The sequence below is a fragment of the Azonexus fungiphilus genome (assembly GCF_003634965.1).
Taxonomy (GTDB): Bacteria; Pseudomonadota; Gammaproteobacteria; order Burkholderiales; family Rhodocyclaceae; genus Azonexus; species Azonexus fungiphilus.
The window spans coordinates 409113-423984 of sequence record NZ_RBXP01000011.1 but is presented as its reverse complement, the minus strand read 5'-3'; the positions used below and the strand labels follow the sequence as shown (position 1 = coordinate 423984).

General features: G+C 67.4%; 12 protein-coding genes. 4 read left to right on the top strand and 8 right to left on the bottom strand.

Annotated elements, in window-relative coordinates:
- Window positions 1-11: 11 nt before the first annotated feature.
- Together DFR40_RS04845 and msrA are read left to right on the top strand one after the other, a co-directional pair.
- The gene (locus tag DFR40_RS04845; RefSeq protein ID WP_121457332.1) at window positions 12-746 is read left to right on the top strand and encodes a DUF4198 domain-containing protein; all 735 of its coding nucleotides are present in this window, start codon (window positions 12-14) and stop codon (window positions 744-746) included.
- 125 nt (window positions 747-871) lie between these two features.
- A complete protein-coding gene (gene msrA / locus DFR40_RS04840; protein WP_121457331.1) occupies window positions 872-2158 on the top strand; it encodes a peptide-methionine (S)-S-oxide reductase MsrA in 1287 nt (428 codons plus the stop codon).
- A gap of 71 nt (window positions 2159-2229) precedes the next feature.
- Here msrA and DFR40_RS04835 read toward each other — a convergent pair whose 3' ends face one another.
- From DFR40_RS04835 to DFR40_RS04825, 3 genes are read right to left on the bottom strand one after another with little or no spacing between them, the layout of a single operon-like run.
- Complete coding sequence (locus DFR40_RS04835; RefSeq protein WP_121457330.1) at window positions 2230-2694, bottom strand: CreA family protein; 465 nt, start codon at window positions 2692-2694, stop codon at window positions 2230-2232.
- 29 nt (window positions 2695-2723) lie between these two features.
- Entirely contained in the window at window positions 2724-3260 is a 537-nt protein-coding gene (locus tag DFR40_RS04830; protein ID WP_121457329.1) for a YkgJ family cysteine cluster protein, read from the bottom strand.
- A gap of 33 nt (window positions 3261-3293) precedes the next feature.
- Complete coding sequence (locus tag DFR40_RS04825; protein ID WP_121457328.1) at window positions 3294-4226, bottom strand: LysR family transcriptional regulator; 933 nt, start codon at window positions 4224-4226, stop codon at window positions 3294-3296.
- Window positions 4227-4313: 87 nt separating this feature from the next.
- Here DFR40_RS04825 and DFR40_RS04820 point away from each other — a divergent pair, with 87 nt between their 5' ends.
- Window positions 4314-5204: a DMT family transporter gene (locus tag DFR40_RS04820; protein ID WP_121457327.1), complete on the top strand. Its 891-nt coding sequence runs from the start codon at window positions 4314-4316 to the stop codon at window positions 5202-5204.
- 88 nt (window positions 5205-5292) lie between these two features.
- On the opposite strand, the gene DFR40_RS04815 is transcribed toward DFR40_RS04820, so the two are convergent.
- From DFR40_RS04815 to DFR40_RS04805, 3 genes are read right to left on the bottom strand one after another with little or no spacing between them, the layout of a single operon-like run.
- Entirely contained in the window at window positions 5293-6840 is a 1548-nt protein-coding gene (locus tag DFR40_RS04815) for a DHA2 family efflux MFS transporter permease subunit (protein WP_211329722.1), read from the bottom strand.
- 10 nt (window positions 6841-6850) lie between these two features.
- Window positions 6851-7987: an HlyD family secretion protein gene (locus tag DFR40_RS04810; RefSeq protein WP_121457325.1), complete on the bottom strand. Its 1137-nt coding sequence runs from the start codon at window positions 7985-7987 to the stop codon at window positions 6851-6853.
- Window positions 7988-8008: 21 nt separating this feature from the next.
- Window positions 8009-9400, bottom strand: coding sequence for an efflux transporter outer membrane subunit (locus DFR40_RS04805; RefSeq protein WP_245985610.1), 1392 nt, complete (start codon window positions 9398-9400; stop codon window positions 8009-8011).
- Between the two features lie 156 nt (window positions 9401-9556).
- On the opposite strand from DFR40_RS04805, the gene DFR40_RS04800 reads away from it, so the two are divergent.
- Window positions 9557-10165, top strand: coding sequence for a TetR/AcrR family transcriptional regulator (locus DFR40_RS04800; protein WP_121457323.1), 609 nt, complete (start codon window positions 9557-9559; stop codon window positions 10163-10165).
- Here the strand turns inward: DFR40_RS04800 and DFR40_RS04795 are convergent.
- Both DFR40_RS04795 and sbcD read right to left on the bottom strand, forming a co-directional pair.
- Window positions 10162-13632, bottom strand: coding sequence for an AAA family ATPase (locus DFR40_RS04795; protein ID WP_121457322.1), 3471 nt, complete (start codon window positions 13630-13632; stop codon window positions 10162-10164). The genes DFR40_RS04800 and DFR40_RS04795 overlap by 4 nt on opposite strands.
- Complete coding sequence (gene sbcD / locus DFR40_RS04790; protein WP_121457321.1) at window positions 13629-14849, bottom strand: exonuclease subunit SbcD; 1221 nt, start codon at window positions 14847-14849, stop codon at window positions 13629-13631. The genes DFR40_RS04795 and sbcD overlap by 4 nt, the downstream gene beginning before the upstream one ends.
- Between the last annotated feature and the right edge of the window lie 23 nt (window positions 14850-14872).

Genomic DNA, 14872 nt, shown 5'->3' with positions numbered 1-14872 from the left:
CGGGGGAAACCATGAGAACCATCAACAAGCTTGCCGCCATGCTGATCGCGGCGTTCTGCCTGGCGCCGGCGGCGCACGCCCACGGCATCTGGTTCGCCCAGCGTGCCGGCGAACTGGCGCTGGTATACGGCGACGGCGCCGAAGAAGGCGCCATCGTGCCCAAGCTTGAGCGGATCGGCGGGGTGCAGGCGGTCGACGAGCGCGGCCAGGCGATGCCGGTGCATCTGCTCAAGACCGACCACCTGCTGCTCGTCGACGCCGAGGGCGACCCGGCGCTGCTCGGGGCGACGCTGGACAACGGCTATTTCAGCCAGCGCGCCGACGGCAAGTGGAAGAACACGCCGAAGAGCCAGACACCGAACGTGCGCAAGAGCGGCCGCTACTACAAGCACGCGATCCACCAGACGCGCGATCTCGAACAGGCGATCCAGCCGCTGGCCGGTCAGCCGCTGCAGATCCTGCCGCTGCATCCGCGGCTGCCGACGCGCAAGGGGCAGATGCTGACGCTGCGCGTGCTGTTCGATGGCAAGCCGCTGGCCGGGGTCAAGCTGGCGCCCGACTTCGTCAACGATCCCGATCGCCAGACGGCGCGCAGCGACGCCCGCGGCCTGGTCCGGATCAAGGTCGCCAACCAGGGGCTCAACGTCATCTACGCCACCCACGAGGTGCCGGCGACGACCGAGGATGCCGACATCGTCCAGCACGCCGCCAGCTTCTCCTTCATGCTCAGGCCGCTGGCGCACTGAGCGAAGGTGTAAGAAAACACCGCCGGTCGACGACCAAGGGAAACCAAGTCGGGTTTTCCTCGTCTATTGCCTGGCCGGGGGCGATGCGGCAGCATCGTCGCCCGGCCTACCGGAAAGGTCATTCCATGTCTGTTCAGCGATTGTTCTGCGGCCTCGTCGCCGCCCTCTGTTCCACCCTCGCCGGTGCCGCGCCGCCGGCGACCGAGAGCATCGTCCTCGGCATGGGCTGTTTCTGGGGCGCCGAGAAGCGGATGGCCGAGTTGCCGGGCGTCGTCGATGTCGAGAGCGGCTACGCCAACGGCGAGATCAGCGGCAGCTACAACGCCGTGCTCGCGCTGGAGAAGGCGATCCGCGCCGGCCAGAGCCGCAAGCGCAACCATGCCGAGGTGGTCAGGGTGCGCTTCGACCCGGCCAGGACCAGCCTGGAAAAGGTGCTCGCCCGCTTCTGGGAAAGCCACGATCCGACCCAGGGCGACCGCCAGGGCAACGACGTCGGCAGCAACTACCGCAGCGCCATCTACACCACCAGCGAGGCGCAGCAGGCGGTCGCGCTGAAGACCCGCGATGTCTACCAGAAGGCCTTGAACGCCGCCGGCCGCGGCCGCATCACCACCGAGATCGCGCCGCTGAAAGCCTATTTCCGCGCCGAGGACTACCATCAGGACTACCTGGTCAAGAATCCCGACGGCTACTGCGGCCTCGGCGGCACCGGCGTCAAATATCCGGGCGGCGAGGCGACGCCGATGGCCAAGGCGCCGGCCAGGGTTCGCCCGCTCGACGGCGCCCGGCTCAACCAGCAGCGCCAGCTGGTCGTCTTCGAAGCCGAGGATTGCGCCTATTGCCGCCAGTTCAAGGCCGAGGTGCTCGACCACTGGAAGTCGCCGGCACCGGTCGTGCGTACGCTGGCACCCGAGGCGCCGAGCGGCTGGACGCTGGAGAAGCCGCTGTTCGCGACGCCGACCATCGTGCTTTTCGAGAAAGGCAGGGAGGTCTCGCGCTACACCGGCTACAACGGCGACCAGGCGCGTTTCTGGAAATGGCTGGGTTTCCACCTGCTGACGCCGGCGCAGCAGAAGATCGCCTTCGAGCAGGGCACCGAACGTCCCGGCACCGGCTCGCACCTCGACGAAAAACGCCCCGGCACCTTCGTCGACCCGATCACCGGCGCCGCGCTGTTCCGCTCCGACACCAAGTTCGACAGCGGCACCGGCTGGCCCAGCTTCTTCAACCCGCTGCCCGGTTCGATCACGCTGCACGAGGATGTCAGCCACGGCATGCGCCGGGTCGAGGTGCGCAGCGCCAGTTCCGGCATCCATCTCGGCCACGTCTTCGACGACGGTCCGCCGCCGACCGGCAAGCGCTACTGCATCAACGGCAACGTCCTCAAGTTCGTGCCCGACAGCGGCAAATGAATCCGGGGCTGACGGTTTTTGCCCGGATCTGACGGTCGACCGTCAAATTCGGGCAAAAACCGTGGGCCGGCCTAGGGCGTGGCGCCCGGCCAGGCTTGCAGCGGAACGCTGGAAATCGCGTTGCTCGGCGCGCCGGCGATGATCTTGCGACTGATCCCGAGATAGACCAGAACCTTGCGCCGGGCGTCGTAGAGGCGGTGGATCTGGGTTTCCTTGAACAGCAGCGAGGTGTCCTCGCTGAACACCACTTCGCGCGCTGGCAGCTTTTCCGGCAGCGTCACCGGGCCGATCTGGCGGCAGGCGATCGAGAACTGCGACGGATCCTCGGCCAGCCCGAGGCTGCCCTTGATGCCGCCGGTGCGCGCCTGGCTGACGTGGCAGGTGACGCCGGGAATCTTCGGGTCGTCGTAGGCATAGACGCAGACCCGGTGATTGGCGCCGATCAGTTTCCATTCGGTGGTCGTGCAACCGATTTCCTCGCCGGCGGCGGGCAGGGCGAGGCAGGCGAGAAGCAGGGCGGGGAGGGCGTGGCGCATCGGAATCTCCGGCAGTCGATGGCGCCAGTTTAGCGTTTCGCCGGCCGCTTGCGCCGGGCTTCGAGGCTGACCAGGAAAGGAAAGTCCGGGTCGGCGTCGGCGACGATGCGGTAATCCGGGCCGATGGCGCGACCGAGGGCGACGCCGAGGCCGACGCGGTCGACGGCTTCGCAGCGCAGATCGGCGACGACGACACCGCCGTCTTCATACACCGGGAAATCCGAACAGCCGGCCGGCTTGACCGCCTGGCCATAGACCCGGCAGTTGGCGGCAGCCTCGTCGAAGGCCGGGCAGGGCTTGCCGTGGGCGTAGTACAGGCCGTTGCCGGCGCGGATTTCCTGCGGCCCCTGGCCGGCCGCCAGGCGCCGGTCGAAGGCGGCGCGCGCCTCGTCGATCCGCCACAGCGTGCGCACCTGCTTCCATTCCAGCTCGAGCACCAGCGGGTCGAGGCGGCAGCAGGAGTTGGAACACTGCGGGCAATGCGGGATCACGACCGCGGCCTGGTAGTCGGCGGCGGCGGCGGCGAGCTGGTCGCTGAGGCGGCGGGAAGGCGGGCGGGAGGTCATCGGGTGGCGGCTTGGCGACGGCGGGGCGACAGTTTAACCGGCCGCCGGCTTACGGCCGAGGCTGTCGGCGATGTGCAGCAGGAAATCGACGACCACGCGCACCCGCGGCGCCCGGTAGCGGTCGGCGTTATAGACCAGCCAGCTGCTGCCCTGGTAGCGGCCGAGCAGCTGCCAGTCGGGCAGCACGCGCAGCAGGGTGCCGTCGGCGACCTGGCGGCGGACGCTGAAGTCGGGCAGGCAGGCGATGCCCAGCCCGGCCTCGGCGGCTTCGCGGCGCATCTCGCTGTGGTTGCTGGCGTAGCGACCGCGCACGTTGACCACCTGGCGCCGGTCGCCGCTGACCAGGCACCATTCGTCGTCGCCCGGCAGTTCGGCCAGGTGCAGGCAACTGTGCCGGGCCAGGTCGGCCGGCTGCTGCGGCGTGCCGGCGGCGGCCAGGTAGGCCGGCGTCGCGTAGAGCAGGGTACGCACCTCCATGAACGGCCGCGCGACGTAGCCCGGCGGCGGATCGCCCAGGCGCAGCGCGATGTCCACGCCCTCGGCGATCAGGTCGACGACCTGGTCGGTGACCTGCAGTTCGAGCGCCAGTTGCGGATGCGCCGCCAGCAGCTCCGGCAGGCGCGGGTGGATCAACTGGCGCAGCGCCGCCTTCGGCGCCGCCAGGCGGACCCGCCCCTCGACCCGGCTGGCGTGGCCGGCCGCCCCGTCGCAGGCGGCACGGGCGGCGTCGAGCATGACCCGGGCGTGGCGCACGACCTCCTGGCCGCCGGCACTCAGGCGCAACCGGCGCGTACTGCGCTCCAGTAGCGTCAGGCCGAGCGCCGCCTCAAGGCGGGCGATCTGCCGGCTGACCGCCGACGGCGTCGCGCCCTGCAGGCGGGCGGCGGCGCTGAACGAACCGGTTTCGACGACATTGACCAGCACGGCCAGGTCGGGCAACAGCGGCAGGAGTTCATTTGTTCTCATGGGGCACAGATCATTTGCTTTGGCGATGGATTATCGCCGAAATCGCCGCCTTTCATACTGGCGGCCAGACCTGATGAGGACCGCACCATGTTTTTCCGCCGCCTGCCCGCCGAACCGCTCCTGCTGCTCATTGCCGCCATCTGGGGCAGCAGCTACAGCGTCGTCAAGACGGCGCTGCTGCATTACCCGGTGGCCGGCGTGATCGCCATCCGTTTCCTGCTCACTGCGCTGCTGCTCGGTCGCTACTGGCTGACGCTGCCGGCGGCGCAGCGGCGCGACACCTTCCTCGTCGCCTTGCCGACCAGCCTCGGCCTGCTCGCCATCTTCCTCGCCGAAACCGCCGGCGTCGCGCAGACCAGCGCCGGCAACGCGGCCTTCCTGGTCAGCCTCTGCCTGCTGCTGACGCCGCCGGTCGAGTGGGCGTGGTTCGGCAAGCGCCCCGGCGCCCGCCTGTGGCTGGCCAGCGCGCTGTCGCTGCTCGGCACCGCGCTGCTCACCGGCATCGGCCGCGGCAGCCTCAACCCGGGCGACCTGCTGATGCTGCTGGCGGCGCTGATCCGCGCCTTCCAGACCTGTCTGACGACGCGCCTGACCGCCGGCCGCGCCATCGACAGCATGGGCCTGACCGCCGCCCAGGGCCTGCTCGTCGGTGCTGGCGCGCTGGCCGTCGCCCCGTGCTTCGCCGGCGGCCTGCCGGCGCTGCCGAGCAGCCTCGAATTCTGGGGTGCCATTGCCTGGCTGACGCTCGCCTGCACGCTGTTCGCCTTCTGGGCGATGAACCGCGCGCTCGCCGCCGGCAGCCCGAGCAAGGTCGCCCTGCTGCTCGGCAGCGAACCCCTGTGGGGCGCGCTCTTCGCCGTCCTCTGGCTGGGCGAATCGCTGGCCGGCGAAGCCTGGCTCGGCGGCCTGATGATCGCCGGCGCGGCGCTGTGGCTGGTGTGGCCGGCACCGCAGCGGACGGCAGCGGTGGCGGGGTGAGCGGGACGGCTCCCCGGATCCGCAGCCGCGCATAACCGCCCCTGCAGTCCACCGTGCCGCGGCGGGCTGGCCCGGTTGCAATGGTCTCTCAGTGTCCTCCGGACGCGGCAGGATCAACGACGCGCTGTGGCCTGGGCGCCAGCCAGATGGCGAAGGCGGCAACGATGAAGCTGAAGGCGACGATGCTCATCACCTGGTTGGTGGCCAGCATCACCGCTTGCGCGTTGATCAGCCGGTCGATGTTCTGCAGCGTGGTTTCGCCGGTGCTGCCCATGCCTTCGAAAAACCTTTGCAGCGTCTGGTCGGAATCGCTGACAGCGACCAGTTCGGCATGGTTGACCATCGTCTGGTCGTCCCACAGGGTGGTGATCAGCGAGGTGGCGAAAGCGCCCGAGAGGGTGCGCAGGAAGTTCATCAACCCGGCAGCCGAAGCCATTTCCGGTTCGTCAACGCTGGCCATGGCCAAACCGGTCAGTGGAACGAAGAAGAAGGGTAGGCCAAGACCCATCGCCATCAGGGGCAGGGCGATTTCCCAGTAGCCCATGTCGGTGGTTGCAACGGTGCGCCAGAGACAGATGATGCCCAGCCAGAGGACGCCCCAGAATACCAGCTTGCGGGGATCGACCTTGGCGGATAGTCCGGCAGCGAGTGGTGCGACGAAGACCGCAAAAACCCCCGTCCACGCCGTCGCCAGCCCCGCCGTCGTTGCGGTGTAGCCCATGTAGGTCTGCAGCCATTGCGGGGTGAGCACGTTGGCGCCAAAAAACGCGGCGAAAGCCAGGCTGATCGTCAGCACGCTGGCCGAGAAGCCGCGATGGCGAAACACGCGCAAATCGACCACCGGGTGCTCTTCATGCAGCTCCCAGATCATGAAGGCGATAAAACCGATGACAGCGATGATGCCGAGCACGACGATTTCCGTGGAGGCAAACCAGTCCAGGTTTTTCCCTTCGTCGAGCAGCAATTGCAGCGAACCGACCCAGACGATCAACAAGGCGAGTCCGATACGGTCGATCGGATTGCGGACCAGGGGTTCTTCATAGCGCTTGAGCAATTTCCAGGCAATGAAGGCACAGGCAAAGGCAATCGGCAGATTGATGAAGAAAATCCACGGCCAGGAATACTCGTCGCACAGATAGCCACCGAGCATCGGGCCGAGCACGGGGGCGACCAGGGTCGTCATCGACCAGATGCCGACGGCCGCAGTGGCTTTTTCCTTTGGAAATATCCGCAGCAGCAGCGTCTGCGAGAGCGGCATCAAGGGGCCGCCGGCAAAACCCTGGCAAATGCGGGCAAAGACCAGCATGCCGAGCGAGTTGGCCAGGCCGCAGAGTGCAGAAAATACGCCGAACAAGGCCATGGCGATGGTAAAGACGCGAACTGCGCCGAAGCGGGCAGCGAGCCAGCCGGTCAGCGGTACGGTGATTGCCTCGGCGACGGCGTAGGAGGTGATGACCCAAGTGCCCTGGCTGCTTGTGGCCCCCAGACTACCGGCAATGGTCGGTACGGAAACATTGGCGATGGTCATGTCGAGCACGGCAACAAAGTTGGCTGCCGCCAGAATGATGGCCGCGAACCAGAGCATGCCGCCGCTCAGCGGCTGCTCGGTCGATGGCGATGTGGTCGTCCGACTCATTCTTGTTTCCTCAGTTGGCCAACTTGCTGGTATCGATCCTGACGGCCATCGACAGACCCGCTTTCAGGGGATTGGCTTGCAATTCGTCGGCGTTCAGGCGAATGCGGATGGGGAGACGCTGCACCACCTTGATCCAGTTGCCGGTGGCGTTTTGCGCCGGAATCGCGGCAAAGGCGGAACCGGAGCCGGCAGAGAAACCTTCGACCACGCCGTGATAGGTCACCGAACTGCCGTAGATGTCGGCGGTAACCGTGGCGACCTGTCCGATGCGTACCTTTTCCAGTTGCCCTTCCTTGAAATTTGCGTCGACGTGCATTTCCTGGATAGGCACCACCGAGAGTAGCGTCGTGCCGGCCTGAACACGTTGTCCCAGTTGCACCTGGCGCTTGGCGACGACGCCGTCGACCGGCGAGCGAATCACGGTGCGTTCCAGGTCGATGGCGGCCTGATCGCGCTTGGCGCGGGCCAGGGCAATTTCCGGATTGTTTTCTTCAGCGACACCGGCAATCAGGACGGCATTGGCCTCCTTCGAGCCCAGCGTCGCCGTACGATTGGCCTGGGCCTGGCTGGCACTCGCCTTGGCGGCGGCGAGACTGGCCTTGGCCGTGGCGTAGGTGCTTTGCGCACGGGTCAGTTCGTCACCGGAGACCGAACCGGAGGTGATCAGGGCTTCGCGTCGCTTGAGGTCGATGCTGGCGCGCTCGAAATCGGCTACGGCAGATTCAAGCTGCGCGGCGGCGCGCTTTTCCTCGGCTTCGCGGGCGGCAACCTGGGCGCCCAGACCGAGGTCGTTGGCGACATAACCTTTGACCCGGCGGATGGCGCGTCCCAGTTCGGCTTCGGCCTGGGCGAGATTCAACCTGGCGTCGGTCGGGTCGATGACCACGAGGATGTCGCCTGTCTTGACCGCCTGCGTATCCTTGACTCGTACTTCGGCAATGGTTCCGGAAACGGAGGGCGTGACCTGGGCGATTTCGACGGCGGCATAGGCGTTGTCCGTGGAGACAAAACGCGAGCCATAGAAGATCCAGTAGGCGGCTATCAGGGCGGCGATGACGGCGAGCGCGCCGACGAAGCCGATCAGCAGCTTGTTCCGGCGCTGCGTGATGGCGCTCCGGTCTTGTGTTTGGGCGGTAAGTTCTGACATGTCGTTAATCTCCGGGAGAAATCAGTGGTTCGTCTGGTAGCCGCCGCCGAGCGCGCGCGTCAGCGCGATATCGAGGCTGGCCGAACGCGCTCTCAGGTCGGTCAGGGCGCGCAGGTTGGTCAATAGGCTGTCCTCGGCGGAGAGCACTTCCAGGTAGCTGGAAAGTCCGCCTTCATAGCGATTGCGTGCCACCTGGTAGGCTTCGCCGGCCGCAGCGACGGCTTGCTCGCTCTTGTTCAGGCGGGCGCCCAGCGCTTTCTGGCTGACCGCCGAATCGGCGACGTTCTGCAGCGCTTGCGTCAGCGTCTTGTTGTAGTTGGCCACCGCTTCTTCATGGCGTGCCCGGGCGCCGCGCAGTTCGCCTTGCAGACGACCGGCGTTGAAAATGGGCAGGGAAATCGCCGGGCCGACGCTGCCGATGCTTGAGCCGCCCTTGCTGAGCAGGTCGAGCCCCAGGGATTGCACGCCGATGAAGGCCGCCAGGTTGATGTTCGGATAGAAACCGGCCTTCTTTTCGTCGATGCGCCTGACGCTGGCTTCAACTTGCAGGCGCGCGGCAACGATATCGGGTCGCCGCCCCAGCAGATTGACCGCGAGTTCGGCCGGCAGGGCGAAGTGGTGAGCGAATTCGAATTGCGGCCGGGCGATCTCGAGACCGCGGTCCGGACCGGCCCCGAGCAAGGCAGCGAGACGGTTCCGCTGCAAAGCGATCTGCTCGTCGACCTGCAGCAGATCACCTTCGGCGGAGGCCTGCCTGGCCTCGGCTTCGCGCAGGCTGCCGCGCGTTTCGAGACCGTTGGCAAAACGCTGGGCGAACAGCTCTGCCGTTCTGGTGCGTACCTTGAGCGCCTCGGCCAGCGTGTCGCGCGTCGCAAAAAGGTGCGCCAGTTCGGCATAGTCGCTGGCGATGCTGCTCGCCAGCGTCAGCCGGGCCTGGGCCAGTTCCGCCTGGCTGGCCTGCAGTTCCGAGGTCGCTGCGGCAAGCGCAGCGCGATTTTTGCCCCAGAAGTCGATTTCCCAGCTGAAATCGATCGTTGCCCGGCCATAGTCCTGCCAGCCATCCGGCGTCATGCTGCGCGGCGTCAGGTAGTTGTAGCTCTGCTTCTGTTCGGTGACCGAGCCGTTGGCCGAAATCTGCGGATAGAGGGCCGCATTGGAAACCTGCCGGCTGGCTTCGGCAGCGTGCAGGCGGGCGGCGGCAACCGCCATGTCCGGCGAGTTGGCGAGGCCCTCCTGGATCAGCCTGTCCAGTTGCGGATCGCCATAGCGTTGCCACCATTGCTCATCGGGCCAGGCGACCACGGGCGCCGACAAGGAAGACGCACTCTGGTACTGATCGACCGCTTTGATTGACTGGAGCGTCTGCCCAGAAGGGAGCGCGGCACAACCGGACAAGGCTGCCGCAATGGCCATGGCGATCCATGTGCTTGATGAAAAGGCGCGGCGCGGCGGCGTAATTGCTTGAGAAGACATGAATCACCTCGTAACTAAACTGTACGGTGCAGTCTAGTTATGACTTGCTACCAAGTCAAGCTATACTGAACGAACAAGTCTAGTTAAGGAGTCGTCATGAGAACGAAGAGCGAGGCAAAGCGCCAGGGCATCCTTGATGCCGCTTCCGAGGTATTCCGGGTGACCGGTTTCGAAGGCGCGTCGATGTCGGATATTTGCGCCAAGGCCGGTTACTCCCGGGCGACGCTGTACAGCTATTTCCCTTCGAAGGAAGCCCTGTTTCTGGAAGTCATGCTTTCCGGAAGTCATGCCCAGGCCGAAGTGATCACCCGGGCATTGGATCCGGAAACACCCAGTATCGAGGAAGCGCTTGTCCATTTTGGCAAGGACTTGCTGGCTTTCATCTACTCACCGGAAATTCTGGCTTTGCGTCGCCTGGCGATCGCCGAGGCGACGCGCTCGGATTTCGGGGAAATGTTCTATGCGCGTAGCCGCAAACAAGGTGAAGTCATCATTTCCGCTTTTCTGAAACAGGCGATGGGCGCCGGAAAACTACGTCAGGCCGATCCTTCGATTGCCATGGCCCACCTGAGTGGCTTGCTGGAATCGGAACTGGAGGAAATGTTCTACCACACCGAGATAAAGCCCCTGGATCCATTGCGTCTCGACCGAATCGCCAGAAGCGCTATCGGTGTCTTCATGGCGGCTTACGGCCCCAGATCCTAGATCCGCAAGCGCGAATAGCCGACCCCGCCGCCCTTCTCGACGCGGATTTGCGCCGGAATCCGCTCTTTCATGCCGTCGACGTGGCTGATCACGCCGATCATCTTGCCGCTGGCGTTGAGCGTGTCGAGGGCGTTGAGGGCGATTTCCAGGGTGTCGGCGTCGAGCGTGCCGAAGCCTTCGTCGAGGAAGAGCGAATCGATGCTGGTCTTGTGGCTGACCAGGTCGGAGAGGGCGAGGGCCAGCGCCAGGCTGACCAGGAAGCTTTCGCCGCCGGAGAGGGTGCGGGTGTCGCGGGCGACTTCGCCTTGCCAGCTGTCGACGATGTCGAGTTCGAGCTCGCCGCTGCTCTTGCGGCGCAGCAGGTAGCGGCCGTGCAGGCGGGCCAGGTGGCCGTTGGCGAGGTGCAGCAGGTGGTCGAGGGTGAGGCCCTGGGCGAACTTGCGGAACTTGTCGCCCTTGGCCGAGCCGATCAGGCTGTCGAGGTGCTGCCAGAGGTCGGCGTCGGCAGTCTGCGCGGCGATTTCCCGGAACAGCGCCTGCTGGCTCTGCCGCGCCTCCTGGTCGCGGGCGAGCAGGGCGCGCCGGGCGCCGAGTTGTTCGCTGAGTTCGCGGCGCTGCTGGTCGAGTTGGGCGAGCGCGGTGTCGAGGTCGGCGAGCGGCGGTACTTCGGTTTGGCCGCTAGCCTCAGGCGTGTCGTCACTGGCCCGCGCGCCGGCGGGCGCGGCGTGCAGGCGGGCGAATTTTTCGCGGGCGGCCTGGAGTAGCGCGTCGGCCTGCTGCTTGGTGGCTTGCCGGGTTTCCCGGGCTTGCTGCAGGCGCTGGCGCTCATCCGCCGGCAGCAGTGCGGCGGTGTAGGCGTCGAGGTCTTTGAACGGGCTGGCGGCGAGCGCCGTTTGCCAGGCGCTTGCCGCATCGGCGAGGGTTTGCTGCTGCCGGGCGAGGTTGGCGTCGAGTTGTGCCTGCCGGCCCTGCAGCGCGGCGAGTTGCTGGCCGAGTTCGGCGAGGCGCTCGGCGCAGCGGGCGAGGGCGGCGGGGTCGGCTTCGGCGCTGGCTGGTGCCGGCGGGTGGGCGTCGGCGGTTACGGTCCGCAGTTGCGCGGCCTGTTCGACCCAGTGGGCGGCCTGGATCTGCGCGGCTTCTGCGCGTTCCTGTTGCTGGACGAGTTGGGTGGCGAGTTCCTGGCGGCGGCGCTGGGTCTGTTGCCAGTGCTGCCATTCGGTGTCGCGCTCGGCCAGCCAGGCGGCGGGGTCGGCAGGAATGTCGGTCAGGGTTTCCTTGAGCCGGGCGTCGAGTTCGGCCTGTTCGGCGGCGATGCCCTGGCCGGCTTTGGCGATTTCCGCCTGGCGCAGCGCGGCGGTTTGCCCGGCCTGGGTCAGCAGTTGCAGCTGGTTGTCGGCGGCGAGTAGCGCCTGGGCAGCGTCAGCGGCGGTCTTGGCGGCGGCGTTGAGCGCCTGTTCGCCGCGTTCGGCGGCTTGCAGGCGGGCGGCGAGCGCGGCCAGCGACTGCTCGGCCTGGCTGCGGGCGGCGGCGAGGCTTGGTTCATCCTGCCAGACGTCGGCCGGCAGCGTGCCGGCCGGCAGCGCGGCGAGCTGGCTCTGCCAGTCGTCGGCGAGGCGGGCGAGGTCGCGCGTGGTCTTTGCCTGTTGTTCCTGCAGCGCGGCATGCGCCGTTTTGGCCTTGGTCTGCTCGTCGCGCAGTTGCTGGCCTTTTTCGACCAGCTCGGCGAGCGACTTCTGCGCTGCCTGCAGCGCGGCTTCGGTGGCCGAGACGTCGAGCGCGGCGTAGTCGGCGATCGCCGGGTGCTCGTGCGCGCCGCACAGCGGGCAGGGCTGGCCCGGCTGCAACTGGCGGCGGTGGTCGGCGAGGCTGCGGATCAGGCGTTCCTGTTCGAGCAGCTTCTGCTTGTCGGCGACCTGGGCGCTCAGCACCTTGTGCTGCTCGCGCAGCGCGACCAGTGTGCTTTCCCGGGCAGCGATTTGCGCTTCGCCCTGCTGCAGTTGCTGCGCCTGCGCGCCTTGCTGGGCGGCGAGTTCGCGCCGCTGGCGGGCGAGGGCGTCGAGCTGCTGCCAGCGGTTGCCGGCGGCCTGCTCGCGCTGCCAGTGGGCGCGCAGCTCGGCCAGTGTCTGGCCGGCTAGGCGCTGGTTCTGTTCGGCGCGGCTGGTGTCGAGCGCGGCGTCGGCGGCGGTTTTTGCCTTCTGCGCGGTGTCGACCGTCAACTGCTGGGCGGCGCGTTGCCGTTCGTTGGCGGCTTGCTCGGCGGCGAGTTTCTGTTGCGCCTGCTGCTGGGCAGTGAGTTCGCGGGCCAGTCGGGCGCGCTGTTCGAACTGCTGGCGCCAGGCGCCGAGGCGTTCGCCAAGCTGGGCGCGCTGCGCGTGGGCGGCGCAGAAGTCGTCGATCTCCTTCGCTTCGCGCCGGCTTTGCTGCAGGGCCTGTTGCGCCTGGGCGGCGACGGCGGCGGCGTGGCTGGCGGCGGCGTCGTGGCCGGCCAGTTGGGCAGCCTGCAGACGGCTGCGTTCGCCGAGCAGTGCCTGCCGTTCGGCGGCGGTCTGGCGGACGACGGCGTCGGCCTGCTGCCATTGCTGGTGCAGCGGCTGCAGCGCTGCGGCCGGTTCGCTGTCGGCCAGGCGCTTGAGTTTGGGCGCGGCGTCGGCCAGCGCGGCGTCGGCGGTTTGCTGGCGGGTGAGCGCGGCGGTGACTTCCTGTTCGGCCTGGGCGAAATCAAGGCGCCATTGGCGCTGTGCTTGCGTCTGTGTGTGCTGGCGCTGGAGGTCGGCGAGCTGTGTTTCCAGCCCGGCACTTTCCTGCAGCATCGCGGCGCGCTGCTCGTCGCTCATCAGCTCCATGCCGTCGGCGCGGGCCTTGAGCTGGGCCAGTTTGTCCCTGGCTTCGCGCGCCTGCTCGAAGACCTTGCGCGAAATTTCGCCGTAGATTTCGCTGCCGGTCAGCTCTTCAAGCAGTTCGGCACGCTCGTTGGCGCTGGCGTTCAAAAAGGCTGCGAAGCCACCCTGGGCGAGCAGCATCGACTTGGTGAAGCGCGGGAAATCGAGGCCGGTGATCTCGGCGATGCGTTTCAGCTTGTCGTTGGTCTGGGTGCTGAGGATGGTGCCGTCGCCGGCCGCGAGTTCGACTTTCGGCGCCTGCAGTGCGCCGTCGGCCTTGTCGCGGGCGCGGCGCTGGCTCCAGAAGGCGCGGTACACGGCGCCCTTCACCTCGAATTCGACCTCCGCCAGGCAGTCGGCGGTGTGCCGCGTCATGATGTCGTTGTCGGCGGCCGAGATCGTCTTCAGGCGCGGCGTCTGGTGGTAGAGGGCGAGGCAGATGGCGTCGAGCAGCGTCGACTTGCCGGCGCCGGTCGGCCCGGTGATCGCGAACAGCGCGTTGTCGGTGAACGGCGGCCGGGTGAAGTCGATGGTCCATTCGCCCTTCAGCGAATTGAGGTTCTTCAGGCGCAGGGTCAGGATCTTCATGCTTCCTCCCCGTGCAGGCCGGCGATGACGCTGCGGTAGCGCTCGCTCAGCGCCTGCTGCAGTTCGGCGTCGAGTTCCTCCTGCTGCAGGCGGCGGGCGAAGACTTCGTGCGGGTCGAGTTCGTCCAGCGTCTCGCTGGCGGCGGCTTCCAGGCGGGCGGCGGCGTTGCCGCGCTGGCGGCGGATGCGCAGGACTTCGACCGGCCAGCCTTCGGTCATCTTCTCGATGCGCGCCGGCAGGTCGGCGAGGTAGTCGTCCTCGGCGACGGTGACTTCCAGCCAGGTCGGGCGCTCCGGCGTGCCTTGCGCAGCGGCGGCGCCGATCTGCGCCGGCAGGTCGGCGAGCTTGCCGGCAATCGAAACCAGCCCCTGGAAGCGCGGCACCGGCAGCGGCGTTACCGCCTGCAGGCCGTCGGCGTTGAGGTCGACGAGGAGCATTTCCTTCTGCTGCTTCGCTTCGTCGAACCCGAGCGGCAGCGGCGAGCCGCTGTAGCGGATGTGTTCCAGTCCGCCGACCTTCTGCGGCCGGTGGATGTGGCCGAGCGCGATGTAGTCGGCCGGCGGGAAGGCGGCGGTGGGGAAGGCTTCGAGCGCGCCGACGTAGATTTCGCGCACCGATTCGCTGGCACTGGCGCCGACCGTGGTCAGGTGGCCGGTGGCGACGACGGGCAGGGTGACGCCGAGCTCGGCCATTCTGGCCCGGGCGGCGGCGTCGACCGTCTGATAGTGCTGCTGGATCGCCTGCTGCAGCGACAACTGCTTGTCCTCGGCGCTCTGCCCGGCCTGGCTCTGCAGCACATCGCGCGGGCGGACGAAGGGCACGGCGGCGACGATGCAGCCCGGCGTGCCGTCGCGCTGCGCCAGGACGACCACCTGCGTCGCCGGATCGGCATGCGTCGCGGCGATCACCGTGGTGCCCAGGCGGGCCAGCAGTTCGCGGCTTTCGCCCAGTGTCGCCGGCGAATCGTGGTTGCCGCCGAGCAGCAGCAGCGCGACGCCCGCCTCGTGCAGGCGCACGACCAGCTGGCTGTACAGCTCGCGGGCGTAACTCGGCGGCGTGCCAGTGTCGAAGATGTCGCCGGCGATCAGCACCGCGTCGACCGCGTGTTCCGCCACCTGTTCGAGCAGCCAGACGATCAGCGCCTGGTGCTCGGCCTGCCGGCTCTTGCCCATGAAATGCTGGCCGAGGTGCCAGTCGGAGGTGTGGAGGAGGCGCATGCGGGCGGCTTGGCGATGACAAA

Excerpts from the sequence above, each read along its gene's own strand:
- DFR40_RS04845 (WP_121457332.1), top strand. The coding sequence starts at position 12 with ATGAGAACCATCAACAAGCTTGCCGCCATGCTGATCGCGGCGTTCTGC.
- msrA (WP_121457331.1), top strand. The coding sequence starts at position 872 with ATGTCTGTTCAGCGATTGTTCTGCGGCCTCGTCGCCGCCCTCTGTTCC.
- DFR40_RS04835 (WP_121457330.1), bottom strand. The coding sequence starts at position 2,694 with ATGCGCCACGCCCTCCCCGCCCTGCTTCTCGCCTGCCTCGCCCTGCCC.
- DFR40_RS04830 (WP_121457329.1), bottom strand. The coding sequence starts at position 3,260 with ATGACCTCCCGCCCGCCTTCCCGCCGCCTCAGCGACCAGCTCGCCGCC.
- DFR40_RS04825 (WP_121457328.1), bottom strand. The coding sequence starts at position 4,226 with ATGAGAACAAATGAACTCCTGCCGCTGTTGCCCGACCTGGCCGTGCTG.
- DFR40_RS04820 (WP_121457327.1), top strand. The coding sequence starts at position 4,314 with ATGTTTTTCCGCCGCCTGCCCGCCGAACCGCTCCTGCTGCTCATTGCC.
- DFR40_RS04815 (WP_211329722.1), bottom strand. The coding sequence starts at position 6,840 with ATGAGTCGGACGACCACATCGCCATCGACCGAGCAGCCGCTGAGCGGC.
- DFR40_RS04810 (WP_121457325.1), bottom strand. The coding sequence starts at position 7,987 with ATGTCAGAACTTACCGCCCAAACACAAGACCGGAGCGCCATCACGCAG.
- DFR40_RS04805 (WP_245985610.1), bottom strand. The coding sequence starts at position 9,400 with ATGGCCATTGCGGCAGCCTTGTCCGGTTGTGCCGCGCTCCCTTCTGGG.
- DFR40_RS04800 (WP_121457323.1), top strand. The coding sequence starts at position 9,557 with ATGAGAACGAAGAGCGAGGCAAAGCGCCAGGGCATCCTTGATGCCGCT.
- DFR40_RS04795 (WP_121457322.1), bottom strand. The coding sequence starts at position 13,632 with ATGAAGATCCTGACCCTGCGCCTGAAGAACCTCAATTCGCTGAAGGGC.
- sbcD (WP_121457321.1), bottom strand. The coding sequence starts at position 14,849 with ATGCGCCTCCTCCACACCTCCGACTGGCACCTCGGCCAGCATTTCATG.